Here is a 20,085-nt window from a genome sequence, read left to right on the forward strand (position 1 = left end):
CAATGGTAAGTCAAACAAAGTCTCTGGCAAAAAATACCATCTTCTTGTATTTGAGGATGTTTGTTGTTTTGACAGTATCTTTATTTACAACAAGGATTATTCTGAAAAATCTGGGTGTAGAAGATTATGGCATATACAATGTTGTAGGAAGTATTGTGGCACTTTTTTCTTTTCTTCAAACAGCTATGGCATCTGCTAACTACCGCTATTTGGCTTTTGCCATAGGTAAGGAAGATAAGGAACAACTCTCTGCAATCTTTAAATCAGCTTTTATAATAAGTTTCGCTATTGTTTTGGCTATTTTATTAATAGGTGAAACGTTGGGATTGTTCTATATATACAATTACCTGAATGTACCTCCCGAAAGATGGGATGCATCGTGCATTGTTTATCAGATATCTTTGGTGTCATGTATGATTCAGACAATGACAATGGCTTATTATAGTGATGTTATTGCACATGAACATATGAGTTTCTTTGCATATCTATCTTTTTTTGAATCAGTATTAAAAATATCTATAGCCATATTAATTGTTTTTTCACCTATAGATAGGCTTGTTTTCTATGCAAGTCTTATTTTGGTAAGCAATATGATTATTTTGATTTTATATTATATATATTGCAAAAGGCATTTTTCTGAGACCAAGCATTTATTATCTAATAAAGTAGAACCCAGGCTGTTAAGAGAAATGATGAATTTTTCTGGTTGGACACTTTTTGTAACTATAGCTGATATTTGTGTAACGACGGGCATCAATATGATGATCAATAGCTTTTTCTCTGCAATTGTCAATGCTGCCAGAGGCATTGCTGTTCAGGTGCAGGGAGCTGTAGACCAGTTTAGAGGTAATTTGCAAACGGCCTTAAATCCTCAAATAACAAAACAATATGCAGCTGAGAATCAAGAATATATGTATAAGTTGATGTATGCTAGTAGTAAATTTTCTACTTATATATTGCTTTTGATATCTTTGCCTATTATGTTTGCTGCTGATTATATTTTAAACTTATGGTTAGTAGAAGTTCCTCCGTTTACCTCTGTATTTTTGATCTATGTATTGGTTGCTTGTATTATTGATGGTATCTCTAATCCTTTTGTTACAGCTGTCGGTGCTACAGGGAGGATTCGTAAGTTCCAAACTATCGTGGGAGTGACCAAATTGTTGACAATACCTTTATGCTATCTGTTTTTGCAGATGGGATGTAATCCTGAGACGCTCTTTCTTATCTATATGATTTGTACTGTTTGTGTTGTCGGAACAAGAATCTATATAGGGGCCAGAACTGTGAATTTGGCTATGGCTAAAGTCTATATAAATATCTTTAGACCTATAATATTGGTCACTGTTTTATGTGTTGTCTTTGTTTATGGCATATCATTTTTGCAAAATAATACGTTCGTTGTCTTTTTACTGTATTGTGTATTGAGTGTGTGTACAATGGGGGCTATTATTTTTTGTGTTGGTATGAACATTGATGAAAAGAAATACTTAGTGGGTATGATTCATCTTAAAATATTGAGAAAATGAAATTAGGATATTTATTGAGGCGTTGTTATGATAAGTTTTGGGGAGTGGATAAAAAATACACATCTCTAATATCAAAAGAAGCACCTTGGGTTTATGTTTCTTATATTTCAGATGTATTTTATAAAAGAGACAATGAAACTTATATGCGCGGTCACCAATCTCGTCAGGAAACCATTGAAATAGTCAATGTCTTTAATGAATTGGGCTATAACGTGTTTCTATCTGATTCCAATCACCCTAAGTTGCCTAATCGAAATTTTAAAATATTGTTTGGCATTGAGCCGGGATTTGTGGAGGCATATCGTAAATATCCGGAGGCTACGAAAATATATTATGCAACTGGTGCTTATTCAGGGCATCAAAATTCAATGATTATAAACCGAACGGATGGATTCTCACAAAAACATCACTATAAATATCCATATAATAGACTTGTTGTGGAATATGATAATCTTGAAGTAGCGGATGCCATACTCCAAATCGGATCTAAATACACTGTAGAGACGTACCCAAAGCAGTATCGTGATAAGATTGTAACCATTCATCAGTCATGTGTTCTCAGTCCAGAATGCACTGAATTGGTTAGAAATTACAGTAATCGTAAAGATTATATGTGGTTAGGTGGTGGAGGGTGTATTTTGAAAGGTCTCGATCTTGTGGTTGATTATTTTAAAGAACATCCGGAGCTAACAATTCACATTGTCGGTTCTATTGAAGAAGAATTTATAAAGGCATATCACCATTCGTTTCCTTCTAATGTTATATTCCATGGTTTTATGAATGTGGCGTCAGAAGAGTTTATGTGCATTGTTTCTGCTTGTAATTTTTTAATATATCCATCATGTACGGAAGGTATGCCAGGTTCTGTTATTACAAGCATGTATTATGGCATTATCCCTATCGTTTCCCGATGGGCTGCTTTTGACGAAATAGACGAAATGGGTTATCTGTTGGCTGGGTTGGACGAGGAGTCAATTCAACTGGCAATAGATAAGGTGCAAAAGCTTTCTGATGAAGAAGTAGAGAATCTTAGTCTGAAATGTGTAAAGTTCGCTCAGAATACCTATAATTTGAAAAAGTTTAAAGAAGAGTTTAAGCAATATATCCAGAAATATGGGAACTAAACGAATTTATTCATTAGATTTTGTAAAATTAGTTGCTATCTATTTAGTCTTATGGGGGCATTGTATACAATCTTTAATTCCAGAGGTGGGTAGTGGTGAAGGTAAACCTGTTTTCCTTTATATATATTCTTTTCACATGAGTCTATTTATGATTATTTCTGGATATTTTGCTGTAAATATAGAAGGAGAGACTTTAAAAAAACTCATAGTCAGTAAATTTAGGCAGTTAATCATTCCTTGCATTAGTTGGGGGGGGCTTATTATACTAACCGACATTGTATTCAACCATTTAAATAACTGGGAAGAAGGATTCAAAACGTTTGTATTTGAAATCTGGTTTCTAAAATGTTTGTTTCTTTGTTATGTAGTATTGTTTATAAGTAAAAAAATTTGGAATTTCAACAAGTTACTTGCTATTCTTTTTGTATTTATAGCAGCTCATGCTACATCAATTTATGGACTATCATGTATGTTGCCATGCTTTTTTGTCGGATTAGGTTTCGCAAAATACAAATATTATTTATTGAATCATTTGACGGCTGTATTATTCTTTACCTCCATTACTTACATCGTACTTCTCCAATGGTGGGACTATGATTATGCAAAATATACTTTTTTTAATTTCTTTAAATTCCTAATGGCTTTGAATGATCCTACTGTAGCGAGACCGATGTTGGAAGGTTTGTTGAAAGAATTTTATCGAATATGTGTGGGGATTTCTGGAGCAGTAATGATATTGTCGTTCATATTGCTGATTTTTGCAAAACTGCCCAATGTTAAATTATTAAATAGACTATCTGTGTTGGGACAATATACTTTGGGTATATATGTCATACAGACTGTTTTGCTTGAAAGAATAATTAAATCTGTGATAACATTTGATGCATCTAGCTTTTACTATTTCAATTTTTTGCTAGCTCCGGCTATATCATTAGCAGTATTAATATGTTGTATCGTACTAGTCAAACTATTCTTGCGTTCTAAATGGACCTCATTCATTTTGTTGGGAAAATAAACTTAGACCAGTGATAGATTCTACTATATCAACGCAGTCTTTGAAACGATTTATGACTGCACTTATGTTCTACAATGTCTTTTTGACACTCGCTTTTCTCAACGTATTGCCGGGGCGTTTGGCGCAAGTCCTTGAAATACTCGTTTGCTTGTATCTATTGACATTCTTAAAAATACCTAGAATTAAAACGCTTGGAGTAGTAGGATTATTTCTCTATATTTTATTAGTGCTATGGAGCATCTTTATTATTTTAAATGGTGGATTTGCTTCTTCCTATAATATTGTCCGAATTCTCACGCGTAATCAAGGCCTGTTATGTTTTTTAATGATTATACTCTCTTTTCAGTTTTCACACCCTCGATATTTGAATTATATTTTCAGTTTTTTATATCAATGGAATAAGGTTTATTTATGTGGGATACTATTGTTTATTCCTTATTTAATTTGGGTTTTCAGAACGGGTGATACAATGGTGGCTCAGACTCGATTTGAAGCATTGCACGCTTATATAGGTGGTGGATTGATTTTCTTGATTATTTTTTCGTATAAGTTCACTTATAAACAGAGAAAGTGTATTCATATCAGTGCCCTTATATCTGTTATCTGTGCCGGAATTTTTGCTCGCCGTGGTGTTATTCTTTTATATATAGTCACTTATATGATGTGGCTCTTTATTTCTTTATCTAACCAAAGCGTATCGAAACGTATTATTAATCTGTTTAAGATAGGGATTTTAGTACTATTACTTCTCTATATTTTTATTAGTTATGGTGAAGCTTTATTTCCTATGCTTTTTAGCCGTCTAACAGATGATACTCGTTCGTTCACAGAGTTGGAATTGATTAAAGATTTCACGGAAAGTGGAGATCTGATGTTTGGAAGAGGTATATTAGGTACTTATAATAGCATCATTGAGAGTGCAATTCCAGAAGATAGAGCAGGCATTGAGACAGGATATTTAGATATGGTTATGCGAGGAGGATTAGTATATGTAGTGCTTTATGCTCTGTTTGTAATAACTCCTCTGGTATGTGGCTTTTTTTCTTCTCAGAGTAAGACTGTGAAATATATGGCTATTTATTCTCTCGTATTTATTTTCTATTTTAATACTGCGTCTTCTAATATGTCTTTGTCTATCCGATATTTTCTATTTCTGTATTGCATATTTATATGCTATCAAAGGCAATATAGATTATTATCAAACTCAAAAATATAAATTATTTATGAATAAAATGTACGATCTATCAGTAGTCATGGGGTCGAAAAATAGAAAAAATTTACTCAAAGCTACAATAAACAGTATCAGAACGAATGGATTTAATGGAAATATTGAAATAATAGTTGTGGATGGTGGATCAAACGATGGCACTTGTGATTGGTTGGCTAAACAAACTGACGTCTTTACTATTGTTCAACCGAACTACACAACAATCAATGATAAGGGAATAAAATGCAAGGCACATTCATGGGGTGAATTTATGAATATTGGCTTTAAGTATTCTCATTCAGACTATATTGTAATGGTCTCGGACGACCTAATACTTGCACCCAATTGTCTCCAAAAAGGGTATGACGAAATAAAGAGAAGAATTGAGAGTGGTGAAAAAATTGGTGGTGGTGCTTTTTACTTTAGAGAATATCCACGGCATGATTACTATCGAGTGATTACCATTCCCAAAGGATATGTTAATATCAATCATGGATTTTATTACAAGCCAGCTTTGGAAGATGTAAATTGGTTGGATGAGGTGAATTATTATTTTTATTGTGGAGATGGTGATATTACAATGCGATTAAATGAAAATGGATGGAAGACTATTCCTTTGAAGGAATGTTATGCAGCTCATTTGGTTCATTTGCCTGTTAATAAAAAGAAGATACCCAAATGGAATCTTGCTGATATGGAAACATTTAATAAGTTGTATCCTTATAAATGTATAGGTGATACAATAATCCAAACAGACGTTAACATAAAAGTTAATGTATCAGCTTTTTGGAAATATGCACTAAAAAATGTTCTATGTGGGTACTTGCTGAAGGTATATGATAACTACGGTAGAAAATGAAAGTACAGAAGATTTTTAATGCATTTACAACATATTGCAATTTGTTAAAGCTAAAGTGTATAGGAGTGCAAGTGGGTAGTAAAGCAAGATTCTGCGGAGATGTGTCATTTAGTATTAAAAAGCCATCAAGAGTTATATTGGGCAAAGGTTTAATTATTACAGGGGGGTACAATATCAATGCCTTATCGCCATCAGAACGCTCCTATATATTAGTAAGAAAAGATTCTAAATTAATCATTGGTGATAATTGCGGATTTTCTAGTATTTATATAAGTGTACATCTTTCTGTTCAAATAGGAAATAATGTTGTTATTGGTGCTAGTACAAAAATAAATGATAGTAATGACCATTGTATCAATTATTTGGAAAGAAGAGAGGAACGAGTATACAAAGATTGGTCGAAGTTAAATATTGATCATGCTCCTATTGTTATAGAAGATGATGTTTTTATTGGAGCACACTGTATCATCTCTAAGGGAGTTACAATTGGCGCTCGTTCAATTGTGGCGGCAGGATCTGTAGTTGTTAAGTCTATTCCACCTGATGAAGTTTGGGGAGGCAATCCAGCTAGGTTTATAAAAAAGTTATCAAACTAAAGAAATGAAAATTATAGTATTCCAAGGAGGATTAGGTAATCAGATATTTGAGTATGCATACTATTGTTATCTTAGGAGTAAATATAATGATGAGAAATTTTTTGCTTATTATCCTAAGGCAGCATTAAAACGGCATAATGGCTTTGAACTTAACAAAAGATTCAAAGTACAGATGCCGCCTGTATCTTTATTAACAGACTTATTGGGTAGTGTTTTATTCTACCTAAATAAAATATTAAGGCGATTGGGGCTTCTGTTATGGTTTATCAATGATGATTCTAATCGTCATGAAAATGCATTATTTCATGACGGATATATGCAAGATAAAAAATTTCTTGGAAATAATTTTTCATTGCAATTTAAAGCGTTAGAACTAACAGGGATGAATCTAGAACTTCTAAAGCGATTGAAGTCGGAGAATTCTGTATCTATTCATATAAGAAGAGGTGACTATTTGTGGCAAAAAGAAGCTCAATTATTTGGTAATATTTGTACCGATAGTTATTATCAAAAGGCAATACAGACAGTATGCCAGTCAACTGAAAATCCATTATTTGTATTTTTTTCTAATGATCCTGTTTATGTAAAGGAGCATTATAAATTAGCAAACATGATTGTTGTTGATTGGAATACAGGTGATGATAGTTTTATCGATATGTATTTAATGTCTAACTGCAAATCTATGATATTGGCTAATAGTACTTTTAGTTACTGGGCGGCAATACTTAATTGTAATGTGCCAACTGTTTTATGTCCTCCGAAATGGTCGAACGTAGACAACCCTCCTGAGATTATAATGGATAACTGGATGATTATTACATAAGTCTAATATGAAGCCTTTAATATCAATAATTGTTCCTATTTATAATGTAGAAGCATATCTTGCTAAGTGTATAAATAGTATCATAAATCAGACCTATGGGAATCTTGAGATTTTTTTAGTGGATGATGGAAGTCCTGACCGATGTGGATTAATTTGTGACGAATATGCAAAACAAGATGCGCGCATTAAGGTCATTCATAAAAAAAATGGTGGTTTAAGCGATGCTCGAAATGTTGCAATAGATGTTGCAAAGGGGGAATATATCACATTTGTTGATAGTGATGATTATGTTGCTAATGATTATGTAGAGTCTCTATATAAACTAATTCTGGAAAATGATGCTCAAATGTCTATCACTCGGTGCATTCCATTTTTTGAAGGAACGAAACCGGTACATATAAGGCAAACTAAAATAACCAAGGTTTTTGATACCAATAATGCTCTTATCAGTCTATTTTATCAGAAAGACTTTGATAATGCTGCATGGGCAAAAATGTATCATTGCTCTCTTTTTAAAAGTGATATTCGTTATCCTACAGGATGGCTTTATGAAGATTTACCAACTACTTATAAATTGATGATGCTTTGTAATAAGATTGCATTTAGTAGTTATGAGAATTACTATTATTTATTGAGAAAAGATAGTATTGAGGGAGCACCTTTTAAGCTACAAAAGTATGAATGCTGTATAAAGATTATTCGTCAATTGGAAGAAAATAAGAAAAAGATGCTTCCTGCAATACAGAAAAGTGTGGATTGCAGAATTGTAAGCTTTGCTTTTCACATCTTATTGGAAATACCTAAAGAGCAAATAGAAATGCGCACGAATCTTTTGGATATAATAAAAAGATACCGCATCAGAATTTTATTGGATAGTTGTGCTAGAAGAAAGACTAGAATTGCTTGTTTACTGTCATTGGGTGGGCTGTTTTTTATTGATTTGATGTCCAATTATGGAAAATCAAGAACATAAGAATGATAGTTATCGTTAAAAATAAAGTTTTATGAATATATTATTTATTGGTGGAGCCGGTTTTATAGGTTCTAGCTTGGTGAAGCGTTTTGTTTCTGATAAAAAATATTTAGTTTTCATTCTAGAACCTGAGTTTGCCAATATATCAAGACTAAACGGTTATAACCTAACTGTTTTTAGAAATTCTTTGAGTAATATAAATGAAGTGAAGGATATTCTTTTAGCCAATAAAATAGAAGTTGTAGTGCATCTAGTATCGACATTGATTCCAGGAAGTAACTATGATGATTATATCAATGAATTTAAGAATGTGATATTTCCCTCAATTGAGTTGATGGAGTTTTGTGCTAATGAAAAAATTAAGTTTGTTTATTTTTCTTCAGGAGGGACAATTTATGGTAACAGGACAACTCTTCAACCATTTGTAGAAACTGATAATATGGAGCCTATATCCTATTATGGTTGGTCGAAACAAATGATGGAAAACAGTATTCTTTTTAAAAATAGAACTCAAAATCTAAAATATCTCATTATTAGACCATCTAATCCTTATGGACATGGACAAAATTTGTATGGGAAACAAGGATTGGTGGCAGTGGCTATTGGTAAGATTATAGAGAATAAATCGGTGGAAGTATGGGGAGATGGTTCTGCTATTCGTGACTACATTTATATAGAAGATCTCGCTAGCGTTTTTTACCAATTGATAAATAAGGATATTTGTAATGAGACAATTAATTTAGGAAGTGGTAGAGGGTACTCTGTAAATGATGTGCTTGCTTTCTTGAAAATAATTTCAAAAGTGGATTTTAAGATTGAATATAAAAATGCACGCCCTGTAGATGTTTCTAATATGGTTTTAGATGTAGAGAAAATGAAGCGGACCGTAGATGTGATTTTGACACCAATGTTGGATGGTATTTCTTCATTTTATAACGAATCTATAAAGAAGTAATAGTATGCAAAGAATTGCTGTAATAGCTGGCGTATTACACTCTGGTGGTAAACGTAATCTGATTATGGAGTATTATCGTCATATTGATCGTACAAAAGTCCAATTTGACTTTATTTGTGACTCTGATTCTAATGGTATCCCCGAGGAGGAGATTAGGTCTTTGGGAGGACGAGTGTATAAAGTAGCACCTTACAAGGATATTATTCCCCATCTAAAGGAAACATACAAGATACTTAAAGAGAATCAGTATGAAGTGATGCATGCTTTTGATAATACTCTCAATCTTTTTCCTATGTTTTTAGGTTGTATTGCCGGAGTTAAAGTGAGGATATCCGAAAGTATATCTAAAGGAGATAAAAATGAAAAGAAAACGCTGATTAAATATATCTTACGAGCTTTTTCCCATTGGTTCACAAATTGTTATATGGCTAATTCAATTGATTGTGGTATTTGGCAGTTTGGCAAAAAAACTTATGATAGAGGTAAGGTGAATATTTTTAAAACAGTGATTGATGCAAATGCCAATTCTTTTAATGCGAAGCTTAGGGAAGATACCCGAAAAGAGTTTGGATGGGAAAATAAAATAGTATATGGTTTTATTGGTAGATATGTTCCACAGAAGAATCCGCTTTTTCTAATAGATATTTTTAATGAGATTGTAAAGCAACAAGAAAATGCAATTCTTGTAATGATTGGCTTTGGAGAACTAGTGGATGAGATGCATGATAGAATTGAGCGTTATGGAGTTACGAACAAAGTTGTCGATTTAGGACGTAGAGATGATATAAAGCAATTTTATAATGCTTTTGACGCTTTCTTGTTGCCTAGTTTATACGAGGGAATGCCTGTTGTTGGAATAGAGGCGCAATGTTCAGGACTTCCTATCTTTTTTTCAAAGAATATAACTGAGGAGACAACGGCATCAGAACTTGCATATTACATTGGGTTAGAAGAAACTCCCAATATATGGGCTAATAAAATAGTAAAGGTGGTTAATGGTCATATACATAAGCGTAGAAGTTATGTTGCAGAAGTAATAAAAAACGGATTCGACTCTTCAAATGAGGCATTGAGGTTACAAAATTTTTATTTAGCTAAAATAAATCAAGTGGATGATATAACTGGAAAAGGAAAATAGACATAAATATAGGTATGGCATAAGAATTGTTAGCTAAAATGAGTATCTATAAAATGAAGAAATGGTATAAAATAAAATGTTGAGATGTAATAAACACGTGAGTGTTTCGTATGTGAGATGAAAAAAATGTAGGTCCCTAGCTTCATGCTGTTTACAGCATGATTCTCCTACATTGTGGATTAGAAATAGCGCGACGGCGCATTTCTAATCTACGCCCTGACATCGGAGGTTAAAGCCGATGTGAATTTCCCACTATATCAACTGTCTGTGAAGATCGTTGATATTTCTTTTTATTCCCATTATACCGGATAATAGCCTCTTCTTTCTTTGTTTATATGTTCTAATTTTTGTAACTTTATAGCATATAAAACAGTAATAAAGAAACGATGGAACATTTAGAATTTGTAGTGAAATGTTATAATAAGCAAGAGTTGGCGCAGATGTATTTTCCTGATTTGACGATTCGTGCTTCGGTTAATAAACTCCGGCGCTGGATGAGGAGATGCAAGCCATTGATGAATGAGATACTGTCTACCGACTTTCATCCGAAGACAAAGGCATTTTCTGTGAGAGAGGTACGGCTTATTACCTATTATTTAGGAAAGCCGGGAGAGCTATAAATGCTGTAATAATTGAATCTTTAAATGATATAAACATAAAAAAGAACTACGGGAGACTGCACTTTCGCCAGCTCCCGTAGTTCTTTTTATATATCCATATACTCCTTGCGACTGTCAAAACAGGGACAAGCCTTATGAATCGAAGCACTAAGTTGATAATGCCCCATGATTTGTGCTTCCGGATACTGATGTTTGAGAATCGTCAACAAGTCAAGCAACGCAAAACGCTGCGCCTGCGTTCTCGTATCTGCCGGACGACCTTCTTCATCCAGCCCACCTTCATAACAGATTCCAATACTGTGCCGGTTGAATCCTCTCACATGCGCTCCCGGTTCCGATACCGGCCGGCAATGGTGAAGTTCCCCATTGCGAGTGATGTAAAAATGATAACCTATATCCTTGAAACCTCGTTGCAGATGACATTGGCGAAGCTGCTCTACGGTGAAGGGAACATTGCAGCGCGTTGCGCTGCAATGAATCACCAACAACTTAATCTCACGTGGGAGATAGCTTTCTTCTGAATTTTCCATATCGGTCAGCAGGAGATTAATGTCCCACACAGGACGTTACACCGATAGCTGAGATGATAGAAGTCGCGATAGTCACGATAAACTGGAGAATATTTTTCCAAAGTTGCTTTTTCATACGAATTTAAATTAAAGAATAGATACTCATGCATTATAAACTATAAACTCAAGAACCAATCAACAACCGGTTGATTATGCCGCCGGGTCCGGAGCTTCTCCGCTGCCGGAGCCTCCTTGATTGTCGTCACCATCATCAGGCAGTGGATCTTTATCCGAATCTGCGGAAGAATCACTTTTATACAATGTATAATCCAGCGTCTTACACAGTTTGCGAAGATCACTTCCCGGATAAAAAAGCACTTTGCCCTTATCGATACACGATGCCTTGAATTCTTTTACCGTATCAGTAGGAGTACCCGTTTTGATACTCATGCGGAAATTTCCCAGATCACCCATCTGCACGATGTTTCCTTCCTCCAGTACATTAACGATTTCGAGCAGGAACTCACCGATACAACCTTCCAATTCTCCTTTGGAGTAAGAAGAACGTTCGGTAATTCGTTTGCAGACTTCCTTGACCGTTACTTTGCGACCGCTACGCGCCACTGCATAGTACTTCGGAGTTTCATCAGGTTTCAACAGGTTCTTGCGAGCCATGAGAGTGTAATTCTGTGCCATAAACTTTTAATTTTTAATTTCTAATTTTTAAATGTTTAATTCTCTTGTAATCGATTACATGACAAAAGTAATACATTGGAAAAGTGACATGACGCATAGTGACGTACACGGGCGCATAGATAAAAAGAAAAAACATTGGGAGATTTGTATCGAAACTTCCCAATGTTTGATTTCAATTATTGAGATGTTTTTTTCAAATCTCCCGATGTTTTTCCGATTCTCCAAAAGGACAAAAGGACAAAAAGACACCTATGACTGTTATTTATTCATCTTAGTATAAGAACCATGAGATACCTTGCTGATTTTTATTCCGTTAAGTGATTTTAGAAGACGTGTAACCTTACGAAGGTTGAAATCGTATTTTGCGCCAATCTGAATAGCTTCATCTGTAGTGAAGCTGTCAGGCAACTCATTGACGAAATTACGAATAATGTCCGGATTCTTCAGAGGACGGACCGCAGGAGCCGGCATGGATGAGTGTAACAGACGGCTGTGCTCGTAACAACATAGAACGATTTGAAGAGATCGTTCGAAATCGGCATCTATACAATAAATTTCGGAGGAGAGATCGGTTGCCTCAAATTGCCGGATGCGGGTCTGAATCATGCTGATACGCATCACCAGAAAAGCATAGCGCTTCACTACGGCTTGGAGGTCATCATTGCCCTCCATCGCTACCTCGGACAGCATACGTGAGAAAATCTCATTCAGACGGTTCCATTGCGGACGGGTGAAATGAAATAAAACAGGATGCGCCAGGCAGAAATTATATAGTTCGTAGACACGATGGGCAATCGGCTTGAAAGAGTCTTCCAATGAAATACAATCATCACCCATCTCTTTCCAGTGGGGAGCTTCACGGAAAGTGTAAGCCAGAATACGGCTGGGAAGTCCGTTCCCATAACTGTTTAACAAACAGTCTATCTGTCCGGGAGTGCCCGTTAGAAGCAAAGCTAATTTGGGATAACGGATATAGATTGGGATGATACCGTTGGCTTTATAGGAAGAATCAATGTTTTCGTGCTCAAAAGCTTTGCGGAGCATATCATCGAAGTTACCACAATCCAGGTGATTGGCCGTGGAGAGCGTTTGGGCTTCCGTATCGAAAATGATACTTCCTTGCGAACCGTTGTCCTGCATCTGAATTTGCATACGGGTGTAACTGGTAGTGGCGGGAATGAATAACATTTTAAAAGGAGGTCTTTGAGGCTCTTCGGAACACGTTTCTCCTTTTTTCCTTTTCCGCTGACATTCTGCTTGCCAGGTATTGTGCGCTGTATGGTAGTTTTTTAACATGGATTCACTGGTAGACAGTATTTCAGTCTGTATTTCTTCCAATAGATAGCGTCCGGTTTGGGCAATGCTTTTACCGCTGCCGGCAGAAGAAAATATGACACTGAACAAATGGGGGGAATATTTTTTGTGGTTATAAATTCCGAAAGTTTGTGGAAGTGCCGCACTTAGTGCGGTAAGATCGGAAAGGAGGGAGATGTCTTGTTCGCGGTCGCTTGCGTCTTCAATGATACAGTCATTCAGTAGATCGGGAAGATTATTGTACAAATCGCGCGGGAATAAAGGTGTTCCTTTCCTGAATTCTTCTCCCAGCCAATAGGCTTCTTCGGTGCTATCGGAGTTTTCTAAAGTACCATAGGGGATTTTTGTCCTTATGTCCTTTTGAAAGGAAGAAGAGGTGGCTGTAGAGGAAGCAGGTGCGTGCTCGTTAACTTGCTTGTATCCAGATGATAAAACACTTGTCAATTCTTCGGGACGAAAATCTGTATGCTCGAAAAATGCAGTAAGCTCACGTAATATGCTTTCTTGCGGATAGTGTCGGCGGGAGGCTTCGCAGGCCAGTTTGAAGACATTGGAATGACGTTGTCCGGCGGTCAGGGGATGAAGGAAAATATAGGACGAAATAAATTGGGCGATTTCTGCTTCAGACACGTTTTCCGGGGTATTATCCTGAAGAGGAAAGGGAGGAAGCACTTTATTTTCAGAGGAAGCGTTTGTTTCCTCTTTTAGATGTGGTTCCAACACAAATGCCTGATAAAGACCGGCAACATATCCATTGGGCGAATAACTGAAATAACACAGACGACTTTCGTCCTTGCAGGCCGGATCACTCTCCAATCCCAGCAATTGATTGTAGTAACGGCTCACTAATTGCTGCCCTTCACGATGGCGGTTTTCGATACCTTCCACATAGGCGAAAACTTTCACTCCGTCGGTAGGACTTTCTATGACCGCTACCGTGTGAGGATCTGCCGCACAACGTTGGATGACTTGAAGACGATCTTTTACATGATCGTAATCGAGCCCGACAATATGGCTGGGGAGGAGGAAGTTTTTGATGGCATGTGCTCCGTCAAAAGTACCTGCCGGAGTGAAACAGGGGAGCTGGCTCTTCAACTTCTGTGCCGCGGCATGGTCTCCTTCTGCATAGTATCGGCGGATAGCGTTTACGATAGAGGCATAGACCGGGTGAATACACATAATGATGACTTCAAGGAAAGACATGACTTTGGGCTTTTTTGAATACACGTTCTCGTAAACCGAGACTTTGATTTCTTCTAAGGCTTTCATATAAAATTGTTTTTTGTAAGATTGAGTTACCTGACTATCAGATAACGGGAACAAAGGTCGGGATATTAAAAATAGGGTTGCTTTCCTATGTGGATAGTACTTGATAAAGCAAATAAAAACTGAAATATTATAAATTATTAATCATAGAATGACATGGCAAAAGAAAAACAGGAACCATACGAGTTTTTGAGCAATTTGGTATTGGCTTTAATGGATATGGATCGTATTTTCAGTAACAGTTTTTTTACGAGCGAACTTGATATCTCTCCCAAAACACTGAGTGAGATAAGACGGGGAGAGGATATGTGTATTTATCAGTATGTGCGCGTGATCCGGTGTATGACGGAGTATCTTCATTTAATCATCCGGATGGATATGTTGCTGAAGGAGTTAAGAACCGTATTAGCTTCCAATTGCGATTTGGTGGTTGCTACGGTTCCGCACCGTTTTCATGGAACTTGCCAACCGAAAGAGTGGGTGGTAGTGATGCAATGGGATGGGGTGAAATTGTGATTTCTACAGAAAATAGGGCATTTTTTCAATCTTTTTGCCTGAATCCTTTCTTTATTTAATTTTTTTTATATCTTTGCTTTCATATTGAGAAACACGGATAAAAACTCACTTATTTATTCATATAAACTTAATAAATTATGTTCAAAGCTCCTTTCTCATTTGACGGTCGTATTCGTAGAATCGAATATTTCCTGTCAGGCATTATCGGTGGTGTCGTTTCTAGTATTGCATGGGCACTAGGCGTAGGTACATTTGTTTTGGGTGCTGCCAGCGGATCGGCCGGGGGATCAGTATTTGGTTTATTGATCGGTCTTGCTGCTATGATTGCATCTGTTTGGTTCTCTCTGGCACAGGGGGTGAAACGTCTGCACGACTTAAATAAATCCGGTTGGCTGATTTTGTTGTGCTGTGTGCCTATTGTTGGTTGGATTTTTGCATTGTACATGCTGTTTGCAGATGGCACGGTAGGTCCTAATCCTTATGGTGCAGATCCGAAAAACCGTATGCCGTATCAGGCACAACCTGCTTCTGTAAACGTGACTGTAAACGTTTCAAGAGAAGATGTAAAAGTTGACAAGCCGGTAGAAGCTGCTCCTGCACCTGCGGAAGCCCCTGTAGAAGAAGATAAAGAAAAGGCTGAATAATCTTATTAAAGAAGAAATAATAGAGCCTCCTGCGAAATTCGTTTTGCAGGAGGTTTTTTTGTTATTAACCTGTTTGTTATTCAATATTTTGTCTAAATTTGTAAGTGAAATTTTATGAAATAACGTTTTTCCCTTTTTCTGTAATCTGCCAATAGCCTTTTTTATTTGCACCTTGACGAATAATTAACCCGTTCGTCTTAAAATTGCGGAATGCTCTTGTTACAGTGGCTTCAGAAATGGATAAATCATTCATCAAATCCACATATGTGATATTCTTATTTGCACTAATTGCTTTTAGAATCAATTTCTCTGTCTGAGTGAAATTTATACCGTCATTTATACCGTCATTTATACCGTCATTTATACCGTCATCACTTTGAATATTTGAAACTGCATCTTTCATAGTCGGATAATTCCTACCGAATGTTACCAATAATCCACCTTCTGATTCTTTGAATACTGGTCTTTCCAAACCGGCTTTATCAAAGGCTTCGTTGATCTTACGAATACCGCGTCCCCATGATTCTATAAATCCGGCTTTGTAGAATACGGAAGCGACAAGTTGATTCCGAGGGTGGGAAGAATGTTTTTCAACCAATGTGTCAATAGTGATGGCATCGGGTAATTTACCTTCATTCCAAAGCTCAATATGATCATTGAATACCCACATTTGGATAGGGACGCCAACATAGAGTTTATGTACTAGACTGTTGTAAATCATTTCGCGTAAAGCATCTTCTGGTATCTCCAAAGGCTCAATACGTTGCATCCCTTCATAATGGATGGGGGAAATGAGATATTTGGAGCGTAGTAATGCTACCACCTTGTCAGCCATTTGCAGGATATTTCCTTCTACTACATCCTGAAAGATAAGGTCGGCTTCATTCATACCGAAACGACCGATGTGAAATTCCACACCGGGAAAGAATCGAAGTGGTTCTTTTCCGAACAACAAGATGGCGGCATTTTTCAAGTGCCCGTCTTCGGATAGTAACCGTAGGTTGTGGAGTACGTTGTGTGTATCTTCACCGTTCAAGGATGGGGCGATACGTTGGGCATTGATGGCTTTTCGGAGAAAGTAGTCAATGGCATTACGGTCTATATCATCCAACTTTGCAGAATCGTTGGTGGTGTCATCCCACGAGCGTCCCATTTTCTTTAAGATGAACTGTTGTAGTGTCGTACCTTTCATCTCCTGTTTTGTAGAACCACTACGATAATGATACTGACCGTGATAGGCAATGGGAACATTGCTTGGTTCCACAACGATTTCAATAAATTCTTTATCTTCATTCGAATGTAACAAATTGACATCAGCTACAATACCCAAGTAATTGACAATCTTGTTGGGGATGTCTTCCATCAACCGTTTCGAGTCAGCTACACCGACAATCTCTTGTTTGTCGTTTATGCCTATATATATACGACCACCTTGTGCATTTGCAAAACCACAAATCCATTTCAGATATTCATCTCTCCAAGATTCTTTATATTCTATATTTTGACTTTCGCTCATAATACGCAAAGGTACGCTTTATTTCTATAATTCAATTCCTTTACTACTTTTTTCCGTGTATCACTTTTTTGTAGTAAATTTGTAAGATGAAAAAGTATATTCCTAATCCGGTGGACACAGAACAAATCCAACTCCCGAAGGAGTTGGAATATCTGGTAGAAGAGATGGCTAAGAATGTTCATGAGGTCTGGTCGAAAACCAGAATAGAACAAGGTTGGACGTATGGCGAAAAGCGGGATGATGTATTGAAACAGCATCCGTGCCTGGTTCCGTATGAAGAATTGCCTGAAGAAGAAAAGGTATATGACAGAAATTCTTCAGTGGAAACCTTGAAACTGATAATGAAACTGGGGTTTAAGATTTCGAAGGATGAAAAATAGATGATGAATGATGGCAACAACCTTATTCAGAATTTATTTTTATCTTTGAAATTCATTATAAACAGAAAAAGAAATAGATATGAAAAAAGTAATTTGCAGTGAGAAAGCTCCGGGGGCTATCGGCCCTTATAGTCAGGCGATAGAAGCTAATGGTATGGTATTTGTGTCCGGTCAGTTGCCTATTGATGCCGCTACGGGACAGATGGCTGAAGGGATAGAAGGACAGGCTCGCCAGTCGTTGGAGAATATCAAACACATTCTTGAAGAAGCAGGATTGACAATGGGAAACATTGTCAAAACTACTGTATTTCTTCAGGATATGTCTCTGTTTGCAGGGATGAATGGCGTGTATGCCACGTATTTTGACGGAGCTTTTCCGGCACGTTCGGCGGTTGCCGTAAAAGCTCTGCCCAAGGATGCGTTAGTAGAGATTGAGTGTATCGCGGTTCGCTAACAAGTCTGCGACAATGAAACTGCTGCCTCCTACAAAGATCAGATCTTTTGGGGGGCAGTTCTTTTTTGCCGCCTGTACAGCTTCTACAACAGTGGGGTAGGTGGTACCTTTCAATCCGGCTTCTTCTGCCAATGCCAATAGTTCATTTTCCGGAAGTGCACGTTTCACACTTGCTTTGGTGAAATAATAGGTGGCATCTTTCGGTAACTCTTGCAAGACACTGCTGATATCTTTATCGTTCACCATGCCAAATACGATGTGCAGCTCCTGGTTGAATTTCTGATGAAGGAAATCAAGATGTCCACAGACATATTTGATTCCATCTACATTATGTCCCGTGTCGCAAATGATATCCGGATAGCTGTGTACTTTCTGCCAGCGTCCCATCAGTCCGGTGAGTTTGCACACATCAGCAAAACCATTGAGATAGTCTTTGGGACAGATGCGATAACCTATTTTTGTCAGCTCTTCAAGAGCAGACAGGATGGTGAGGATATTTTCATGCTGGCAGAGACCGCTTAATTCCATAAAAAGACCTGCAGGAAACATTTCATTGACAATTCGGATAGCATCTTTTCTCTTGTCGAGTATTTTGTCTAATGCTTTAATGCTGTCTGCCGGATGCAGGAAAAGCAATATCTCTTTGGATTCTTGTGCGCTTTCAGATGGTTGATGAGTCTCTTTTATCAAGTCTTGCAGGACATTATCCAGACGTTTTCTTAGCGCCTGCATTTCCGGATAAGGAAGCCAGTCTGTGGGATTATATGGGAAGATAGAATCTGCATAGTTGATAGGTGCATTCATTTCTTTTGCTTTCATGGTGAACACACGTTTAACGCTGCCTTTAGCTCTGCCGATGACTACCGGAACCCCTTCTTTAATAATGCCTGCTTTTTCTTTGGCTATTTTTGTCAGGGTATTCCCTAGATATTGCATGTGGTCAAAACTGATATTAGTGATGACACATAAATCGGGGTGAATGATGTTGGTGCAATCCAAACGTCCGCCCATTCCTACTTCGATAACGGCTACGTCTACTTTCTGGTCCGCAAAGTAGCGGAACGCCATGGCGGTAGTCAGTTCAAAAAACGAAGGATGGAGCGGTTCGAAGAATGAGCGGTGCTCTTCTACGAAGTTGACTACATATTCTTCCGGCATCATTTCTCCGTTGATGCGGATGCGTTCGCGGAAGTCGACCAAATGGGGGGAAGTGAATAAGCCTACCCGGTACCCTGCGGACTGTAATACGGCTGCGATAGTATGTGAGCAGGAACCCTTTCCATTGGTTCCGGCGATATGTATCGTTTTGAATTGTTGATGAGGATGCCCGAAATGTTCGTCTAATTGATGTGTGGTCTCTAACCCCGGCTTATATGCTTTGCTTCCTATTTGTTGAAACATTGGCACACTCTCATATAAGTACTTTAAAGTGTTCTGATAGTCCATGTTTTATAATATTTAACTTCGGGCAATCTTTATTGCCCGCTAATTTGTTTATCTTTAGAACCGTCAATCTAACCGTAAATGCGGGGATTGGCGAATGAGATTGCAAATATCAACATTTAAATCTAAGAAATCATGGGAACTAAGAAAAATTTTGTGTTAGACACAAATGTTATTCTTCACGACTACAATTGCTTGAAGAATTTTCAGGAAAATGATATTTACCTCCCTCTTGTTGTACTCGAAGAACTGGATAAGTTCAACCTTAATTCCGCAACACTATTATAAAATATTTTTTTTAAGTACCTGAGCAACAAAAAGTTGCTCAGGATTTTGCCATGTCAGAGGATTCACTTAACTTAGTGTTGCAAAAAAATAATCAAACAAAACCTCATCAGGCATGGCAAAAATGCAAATAAAATCCGAGAAGCTCACTCCTTTTGGAGGAATATTTTCAATCATGGAGCAATTTGACTCCACATTGTCATCTGTAATCGACTCGACACTC

Annotated in this window: 21 protein-coding genes and 1 pseudogene; 16 read left to right on the forward strand and 6 right to left on the reverse strand. The window is 37.0% G+C overall.

Annotated elements, in window-relative coordinates; translation table 11 throughout:
* The first annotated feature begins 2 nt into the window (after positions 1 to 2).
* From HMPREF9009_RS14030 to HMPREF9009_RS14080, 11 genes are all read left to right on the forward strand, one after another.
* Complete coding sequence (locus HMPREF9009_RS14030; RefSeq protein WP_008643385.1) at positions 3 to 1,529, forward strand: MATE family efflux transporter; 1,527 nt, start codon at positions 3 to 5, stop codon at positions 1,527 to 1,529.
* Positions 1,526 to 2,653 carry a glycosyltransferase family 4 protein gene (locus HMPREF9009_RS14035; RefSeq protein ID WP_008643383.1) on the forward strand — a complete coding sequence of 376 codons (1,128 nt, stop codon included), beginning with the start codon at positions 1,526 to 1,528 and terminating at the stop codon, positions 2,651 to 2,653. The genes HMPREF9009_RS14030 and HMPREF9009_RS14035 overlap by 4 nt, the downstream gene beginning before the upstream one ends.
* Positions 2,643 to 3,668: an acyltransferase family protein gene (locus HMPREF9009_RS14040; RefSeq protein WP_008643382.1), complete on the forward strand. Its 1,026-nt coding sequence runs from the start codon at positions 2,643 to 2,645 to the stop codon at positions 3,666 to 3,668. The genes HMPREF9009_RS14035 and HMPREF9009_RS14040 overlap by 11 nt, the downstream gene beginning before the upstream one ends.
* Positions 3,669 to 3,708: 40 nt before the next feature.
* Positions 3,709 to 4,884: a hypothetical protein gene (locus HMPREF9009_RS14045; RefSeq protein WP_151929439.1), complete on the forward strand. Its 1,176-nt coding sequence runs from the start codon at positions 3,709 to 3,711 to the stop codon at positions 4,882 to 4,884.
* A 7-nt stretch (positions 4,885 to 4,891) separates the two neighbouring features.
* Entirely contained in the window at positions 4,892 to 5,734 is an 843-nt protein-coding gene (locus HMPREF9009_RS14050) for a glycosyltransferase family 2 protein (protein WP_008643380.1), read from the forward strand.
* Positions 5,731 to 6,330, forward strand: coding sequence for an acyltransferase (locus HMPREF9009_RS14055; RefSeq protein ID WP_008643379.1), 600 nt, complete (start codon positions 5,731 to 5,733; stop codon positions 6,328 to 6,330). Before HMPREF9009_RS14050 ends, HMPREF9009_RS14055 begins: the two co-directional genes overlap by 4 nt.
* A 4-nt stretch (positions 6,331 to 6,334) precedes the next feature.
* Positions 6,335 to 7,153: an alpha-1,2-fucosyltransferase gene (locus HMPREF9009_RS14060; protein WP_008643378.1), complete on the forward strand. Its 819-nt coding sequence runs from the start codon at positions 6,335 to 6,337 to the stop codon at positions 7,151 to 7,153.
* A gap of 7 nt (positions 7,154 to 7,160) precedes the next feature.
* Positions 7,161 to 8,126, forward strand: a complete 966-nt coding sequence (locus tag HMPREF9009_RS14065; protein ID WP_008643377.1) for a glycosyltransferase family 2 protein — start codon at positions 7,161 to 7,163, stop codon at positions 8,124 to 8,126.
* 31 nt (positions 8,127 to 8,157) lie between these two features.
* On the forward strand, positions 8,158 to 9,081 hold the full coding sequence (locus tag HMPREF9009_RS14070) for an NAD-dependent epimerase/dehydratase family protein (protein WP_049702520.1): 924 nt from the start codon (positions 8,158 to 8,160) through the stop codon (positions 9,079 to 9,081).
* Between the two features lie 4 nt (positions 9,082 to 9,085).
* Positions 9,086 to 10,219 carry a glycosyltransferase gene (locus HMPREF9009_RS14075; protein ID WP_049702521.1) on the forward strand — a complete coding sequence of 378 codons (1,134 nt, stop codon included), beginning with the start codon at positions 9,086 to 9,088 and terminating at the stop codon, positions 10,217 to 10,219.
* A gap of 386 nt (positions 10,220 to 10,605) precedes the next feature.
* The gene (locus HMPREF9009_RS14080) at positions 10,606 to 10,839 is read left to right on the forward strand and encodes a DUF4248 domain-containing protein (protein ID WP_049702522.1); all 234 of its coding nucleotides are present in this window, start codon (positions 10,606 to 10,608) and stop codon (positions 10,837 to 10,839) included.
* An 86-nt stretch (positions 10,840 to 10,925) separates the two neighbouring features.
* Here the strand turns inward: HMPREF9009_RS14080 and HMPREF9009_RS14085 are convergent, their stop codons facing one another.
* From HMPREF9009_RS14085 to HMPREF9009_RS14100, 4 genes are all read right to left on the reverse strand, one after another.
* The gene (locus tag HMPREF9009_RS14085; protein ID WP_008025408.1) at positions 10,926 to 11,369 is read right to left on the reverse strand and encodes an N-acetylmuramoyl-L-alanine amidase; all 444 of its coding nucleotides are present in this window, start codon (positions 11,367 to 11,369) and stop codon (positions 10,926 to 10,928) included.
* 16 nt (positions 11,370 to 11,385) lie between these two features.
* The gene (locus HMPREF9009_RS25805) at positions 11,386 to 11,484 is read right to left on the reverse strand and encodes a smalltalk protein (RefSeq protein WP_004303901.1); all 99 of its coding nucleotides are present in this window, start codon (positions 11,482 to 11,484) and stop codon (positions 11,386 to 11,388) included.
* Between the two features lie 74 nt (positions 11,485 to 11,558).
* Positions 11,559 to 12,044 carry an HU family DNA-binding protein gene (locus HMPREF9009_RS14090; protein WP_008025406.1) on the reverse strand — a complete coding sequence of 162 codons (486 nt, stop codon included), beginning with the start codon at positions 12,042 to 12,044 and terminating at the stop codon, positions 11,559 to 11,561.
* 258 nt (positions 12,045 to 12,302) lie between these two features.
* Entirely contained in the window at positions 12,303 to 14,627 is a 2,325-nt protein-coding gene (locus HMPREF9009_RS14100; protein ID WP_049702523.1) for a DUF3987 domain-containing protein, read from the reverse strand.
* A gap of 153 nt (positions 14,628 to 14,780) precedes the next feature.
* Between HMPREF9009_RS14100 and HMPREF9009_RS14105 the strand changes: the two genes are divergently transcribed.
* Both HMPREF9009_RS14105 and HMPREF9009_RS14110 read left to right on the forward strand, forming a co-directional pair.
* A complete protein-coding gene (locus tag HMPREF9009_RS14105) occupies positions 14,781 to 15,140 on the forward strand; it encodes a hypothetical protein (RefSeq protein ID WP_008025401.1) in 360 nt (119 codons plus the stop codon).
* A gap of 137 nt (positions 15,141 to 15,277) precedes the next feature.
* Positions 15,278 to 15,784, forward strand: coding sequence for a DUF805 domain-containing protein (locus HMPREF9009_RS14110; RefSeq protein ID WP_008643365.1), 507 nt, complete (start codon positions 15,278 to 15,280; stop codon positions 15,782 to 15,784).
* A 112-nt stretch (positions 15,785 to 15,896) separates the two neighbouring features.
* On the opposite strand, the gene HMPREF9009_RS14115 is transcribed toward HMPREF9009_RS14110, so the two are convergent.
* Positions 15,897 to 17,300 carry an ATP-binding protein gene (locus HMPREF9009_RS14115; protein ID WP_049702524.1) on the reverse strand — a complete coding sequence of 468 codons (1,404 nt, stop codon included), beginning with the start codon at positions 17,298 to 17,300 and terminating at the stop codon, positions 15,897 to 15,899.
* A gap of 86 nt (positions 17,301 to 17,386) precedes the next feature.
* Here HMPREF9009_RS14115 and HMPREF9009_RS14120 point away from each other — a divergent pair, with 86 nt between their 5' ends.
* Positions 17,387 to 17,680 (forward strand): RyR domain-containing protein, encoded by a 294-nt coding sequence (locus HMPREF9009_RS14120; RefSeq protein WP_008025395.1) that lies wholly within the window; start codon positions 17,387 to 17,389, stop codon positions 17,678 to 17,680.
* 79 nt (positions 17,681 to 17,759) lie between these two features.
* Entirely contained in the window at positions 17,760 to 18,134 is a 375-nt protein-coding gene (locus HMPREF9009_RS14125) for a RidA family protein (RefSeq protein ID WP_004327226.1), read from the forward strand.
* Here HMPREF9009_RS14125 and HMPREF9009_RS14130 read toward each other — a convergent pair.
* Positions 18,102 to 19,580 (reverse strand): bifunctional folylpolyglutamate synthase/dihydrofolate synthase, encoded by a 1,479-nt coding sequence (locus HMPREF9009_RS14130; protein WP_049702525.1) that lies wholly within the window; start codon positions 19,578 to 19,580, stop codon positions 18,102 to 18,104. The two genes, HMPREF9009_RS14125 and HMPREF9009_RS14130, sit on opposite strands and share 33 nt — an antisense overlap.
* Before the next feature lie 132 nt (positions 19,581 to 19,712).
* Between HMPREF9009_RS14130 and HMPREF9009_RS25290 the strand changes: the two are divergent.
* A pseudogene (locus tag HMPREF9009_RS25290) lies at positions 19,713 to 19,838 on the forward strand (PIN domain-containing protein); the annotation flags it as partial.
* Positions 19,839 to 20,085 lie beyond the last annotated feature (247 nt).

The sequence above is a fragment of the Bacteroides sp. 3_1_13 genome, from assembly GCF_001185845.1.
GTDB lineage: Bacteria > Bacteroidota > Bacteroidia > Bacteroidales > Bacteroidaceae > Bacteroides > Bacteroides xylanisolvens.

Coding starts and splice junctions, on each gene's coding strand:
- HMPREF9009_RS14030 (WP_008643385.1), top strand. CDS start 3: ATGGTAAGTCAAACAAAGTCTCTGGCAAAAAATACCATCTTCTTGTAT.
- HMPREF9009_RS14035 (WP_008643383.1), top strand. CDS start 1,526: ATGAAATTAGGATATTTATTGAGGCGTTGTTATGATAAGTTTTGGGGA.
- HMPREF9009_RS14040 (WP_008643382.1), top strand. CDS start 2,643: ATGGGAACTAAACGAATTTATTCATTAGATTTTGTAAAATTAGTTGCT.
- HMPREF9009_RS14050 (WP_008643380.1), top strand. CDS start 4,892: ATGAATAAAATGTACGATCTATCAGTAGTCATGGGGTCGAAAAATAGA.
- HMPREF9009_RS14055 (WP_008643379.1), top strand. CDS start 5,731: ATGAAAGTACAGAAGATTTTTAATGCATTTACAACATATTGCAATTTG.
- HMPREF9009_RS14060 (WP_008643378.1), top strand. CDS start 6,335: ATGAAAATTATAGTATTCCAAGGAGGATTAGGTAATCAGATATTTGAG.
- HMPREF9009_RS14065 (WP_008643377.1), top strand. CDS start 7,161: ATGAAGCCTTTAATATCAATAATTGTTCCTATTTATAATGTAGAAGCA.
- HMPREF9009_RS14070 (WP_049702520.1), top strand. CDS start 8,158: ATGAATATATTATTTATTGGTGGAGCCGGTTTTATAGGTTCTAGCTTG.
- HMPREF9009_RS14075 (WP_049702521.1), top strand. CDS start 9,086: ATGCAAAGAATTGCTGTAATAGCTGGCGTATTACACTCTGGTGGTAAA.
- HMPREF9009_RS14080 (WP_049702522.1), top strand. CDS start 10,606: ATGGAACATTTAGAATTTGTAGTGAAATGTTATAATAAGCAAGAGTTG.
- HMPREF9009_RS14085 (WP_008025408.1), bottom strand. CDS start 11,369: ATGGAAAATTCAGAAGAAAGCTATCTCCCACGTGAGATTAAGTTGTTG.
- HMPREF9009_RS25805 (WP_004303901.1), bottom strand. CDS start 11,484: ATGAAAAAGCAACTTTGGAAAAATATTCTCCAGTTTATCGTGACTATC.
- HMPREF9009_RS14090 (WP_008025406.1), bottom strand. CDS start 12,044: ATGGCACAGAATTACACTCTCATGGCTCGCAAGAACCTGTTGAAACCT.
- HMPREF9009_RS14100 (WP_049702523.1), bottom strand. CDS start 14,627: ATGAAAGCCTTAGAAGAAATCAAAGTCTCGGTTTACGAGAACGTGTAT.
- HMPREF9009_RS14105 (WP_008025401.1), top strand. CDS start 14,781: ATGGCAAAAGAAAAACAGGAACCATACGAGTTTTTGAGCAATTTGGTA.
- HMPREF9009_RS14110 (WP_008643365.1), top strand. CDS start 15,278: ATGTTCAAAGCTCCTTTCTCATTTGACGGTCGTATTCGTAGAATCGAA.
- HMPREF9009_RS14115 (WP_049702524.1), bottom strand. CDS start 17,300: ATGAGCGAAAGTCAAAATATAGAATATAAAGAATCTTGGAGAGATGAA.
- HMPREF9009_RS14120 (WP_008025395.1), top strand. CDS start 17,387: ATGAAAAAGTATATTCCTAATCCGGTGGACACAGAACAAATCCAACTC.
- HMPREF9009_RS14125 (WP_004327226.1), top strand. CDS start 17,760: ATGAAAAAAGTAATTTGCAGTGAGAAAGCTCCGGGGGCTATCGGCCCT.
- HMPREF9009_RS14130 (WP_049702525.1), bottom strand. CDS start 19,580: ATGGACTATCAGAACACTTTAAAGTACTTATATGAGAGTGTGCCAATG.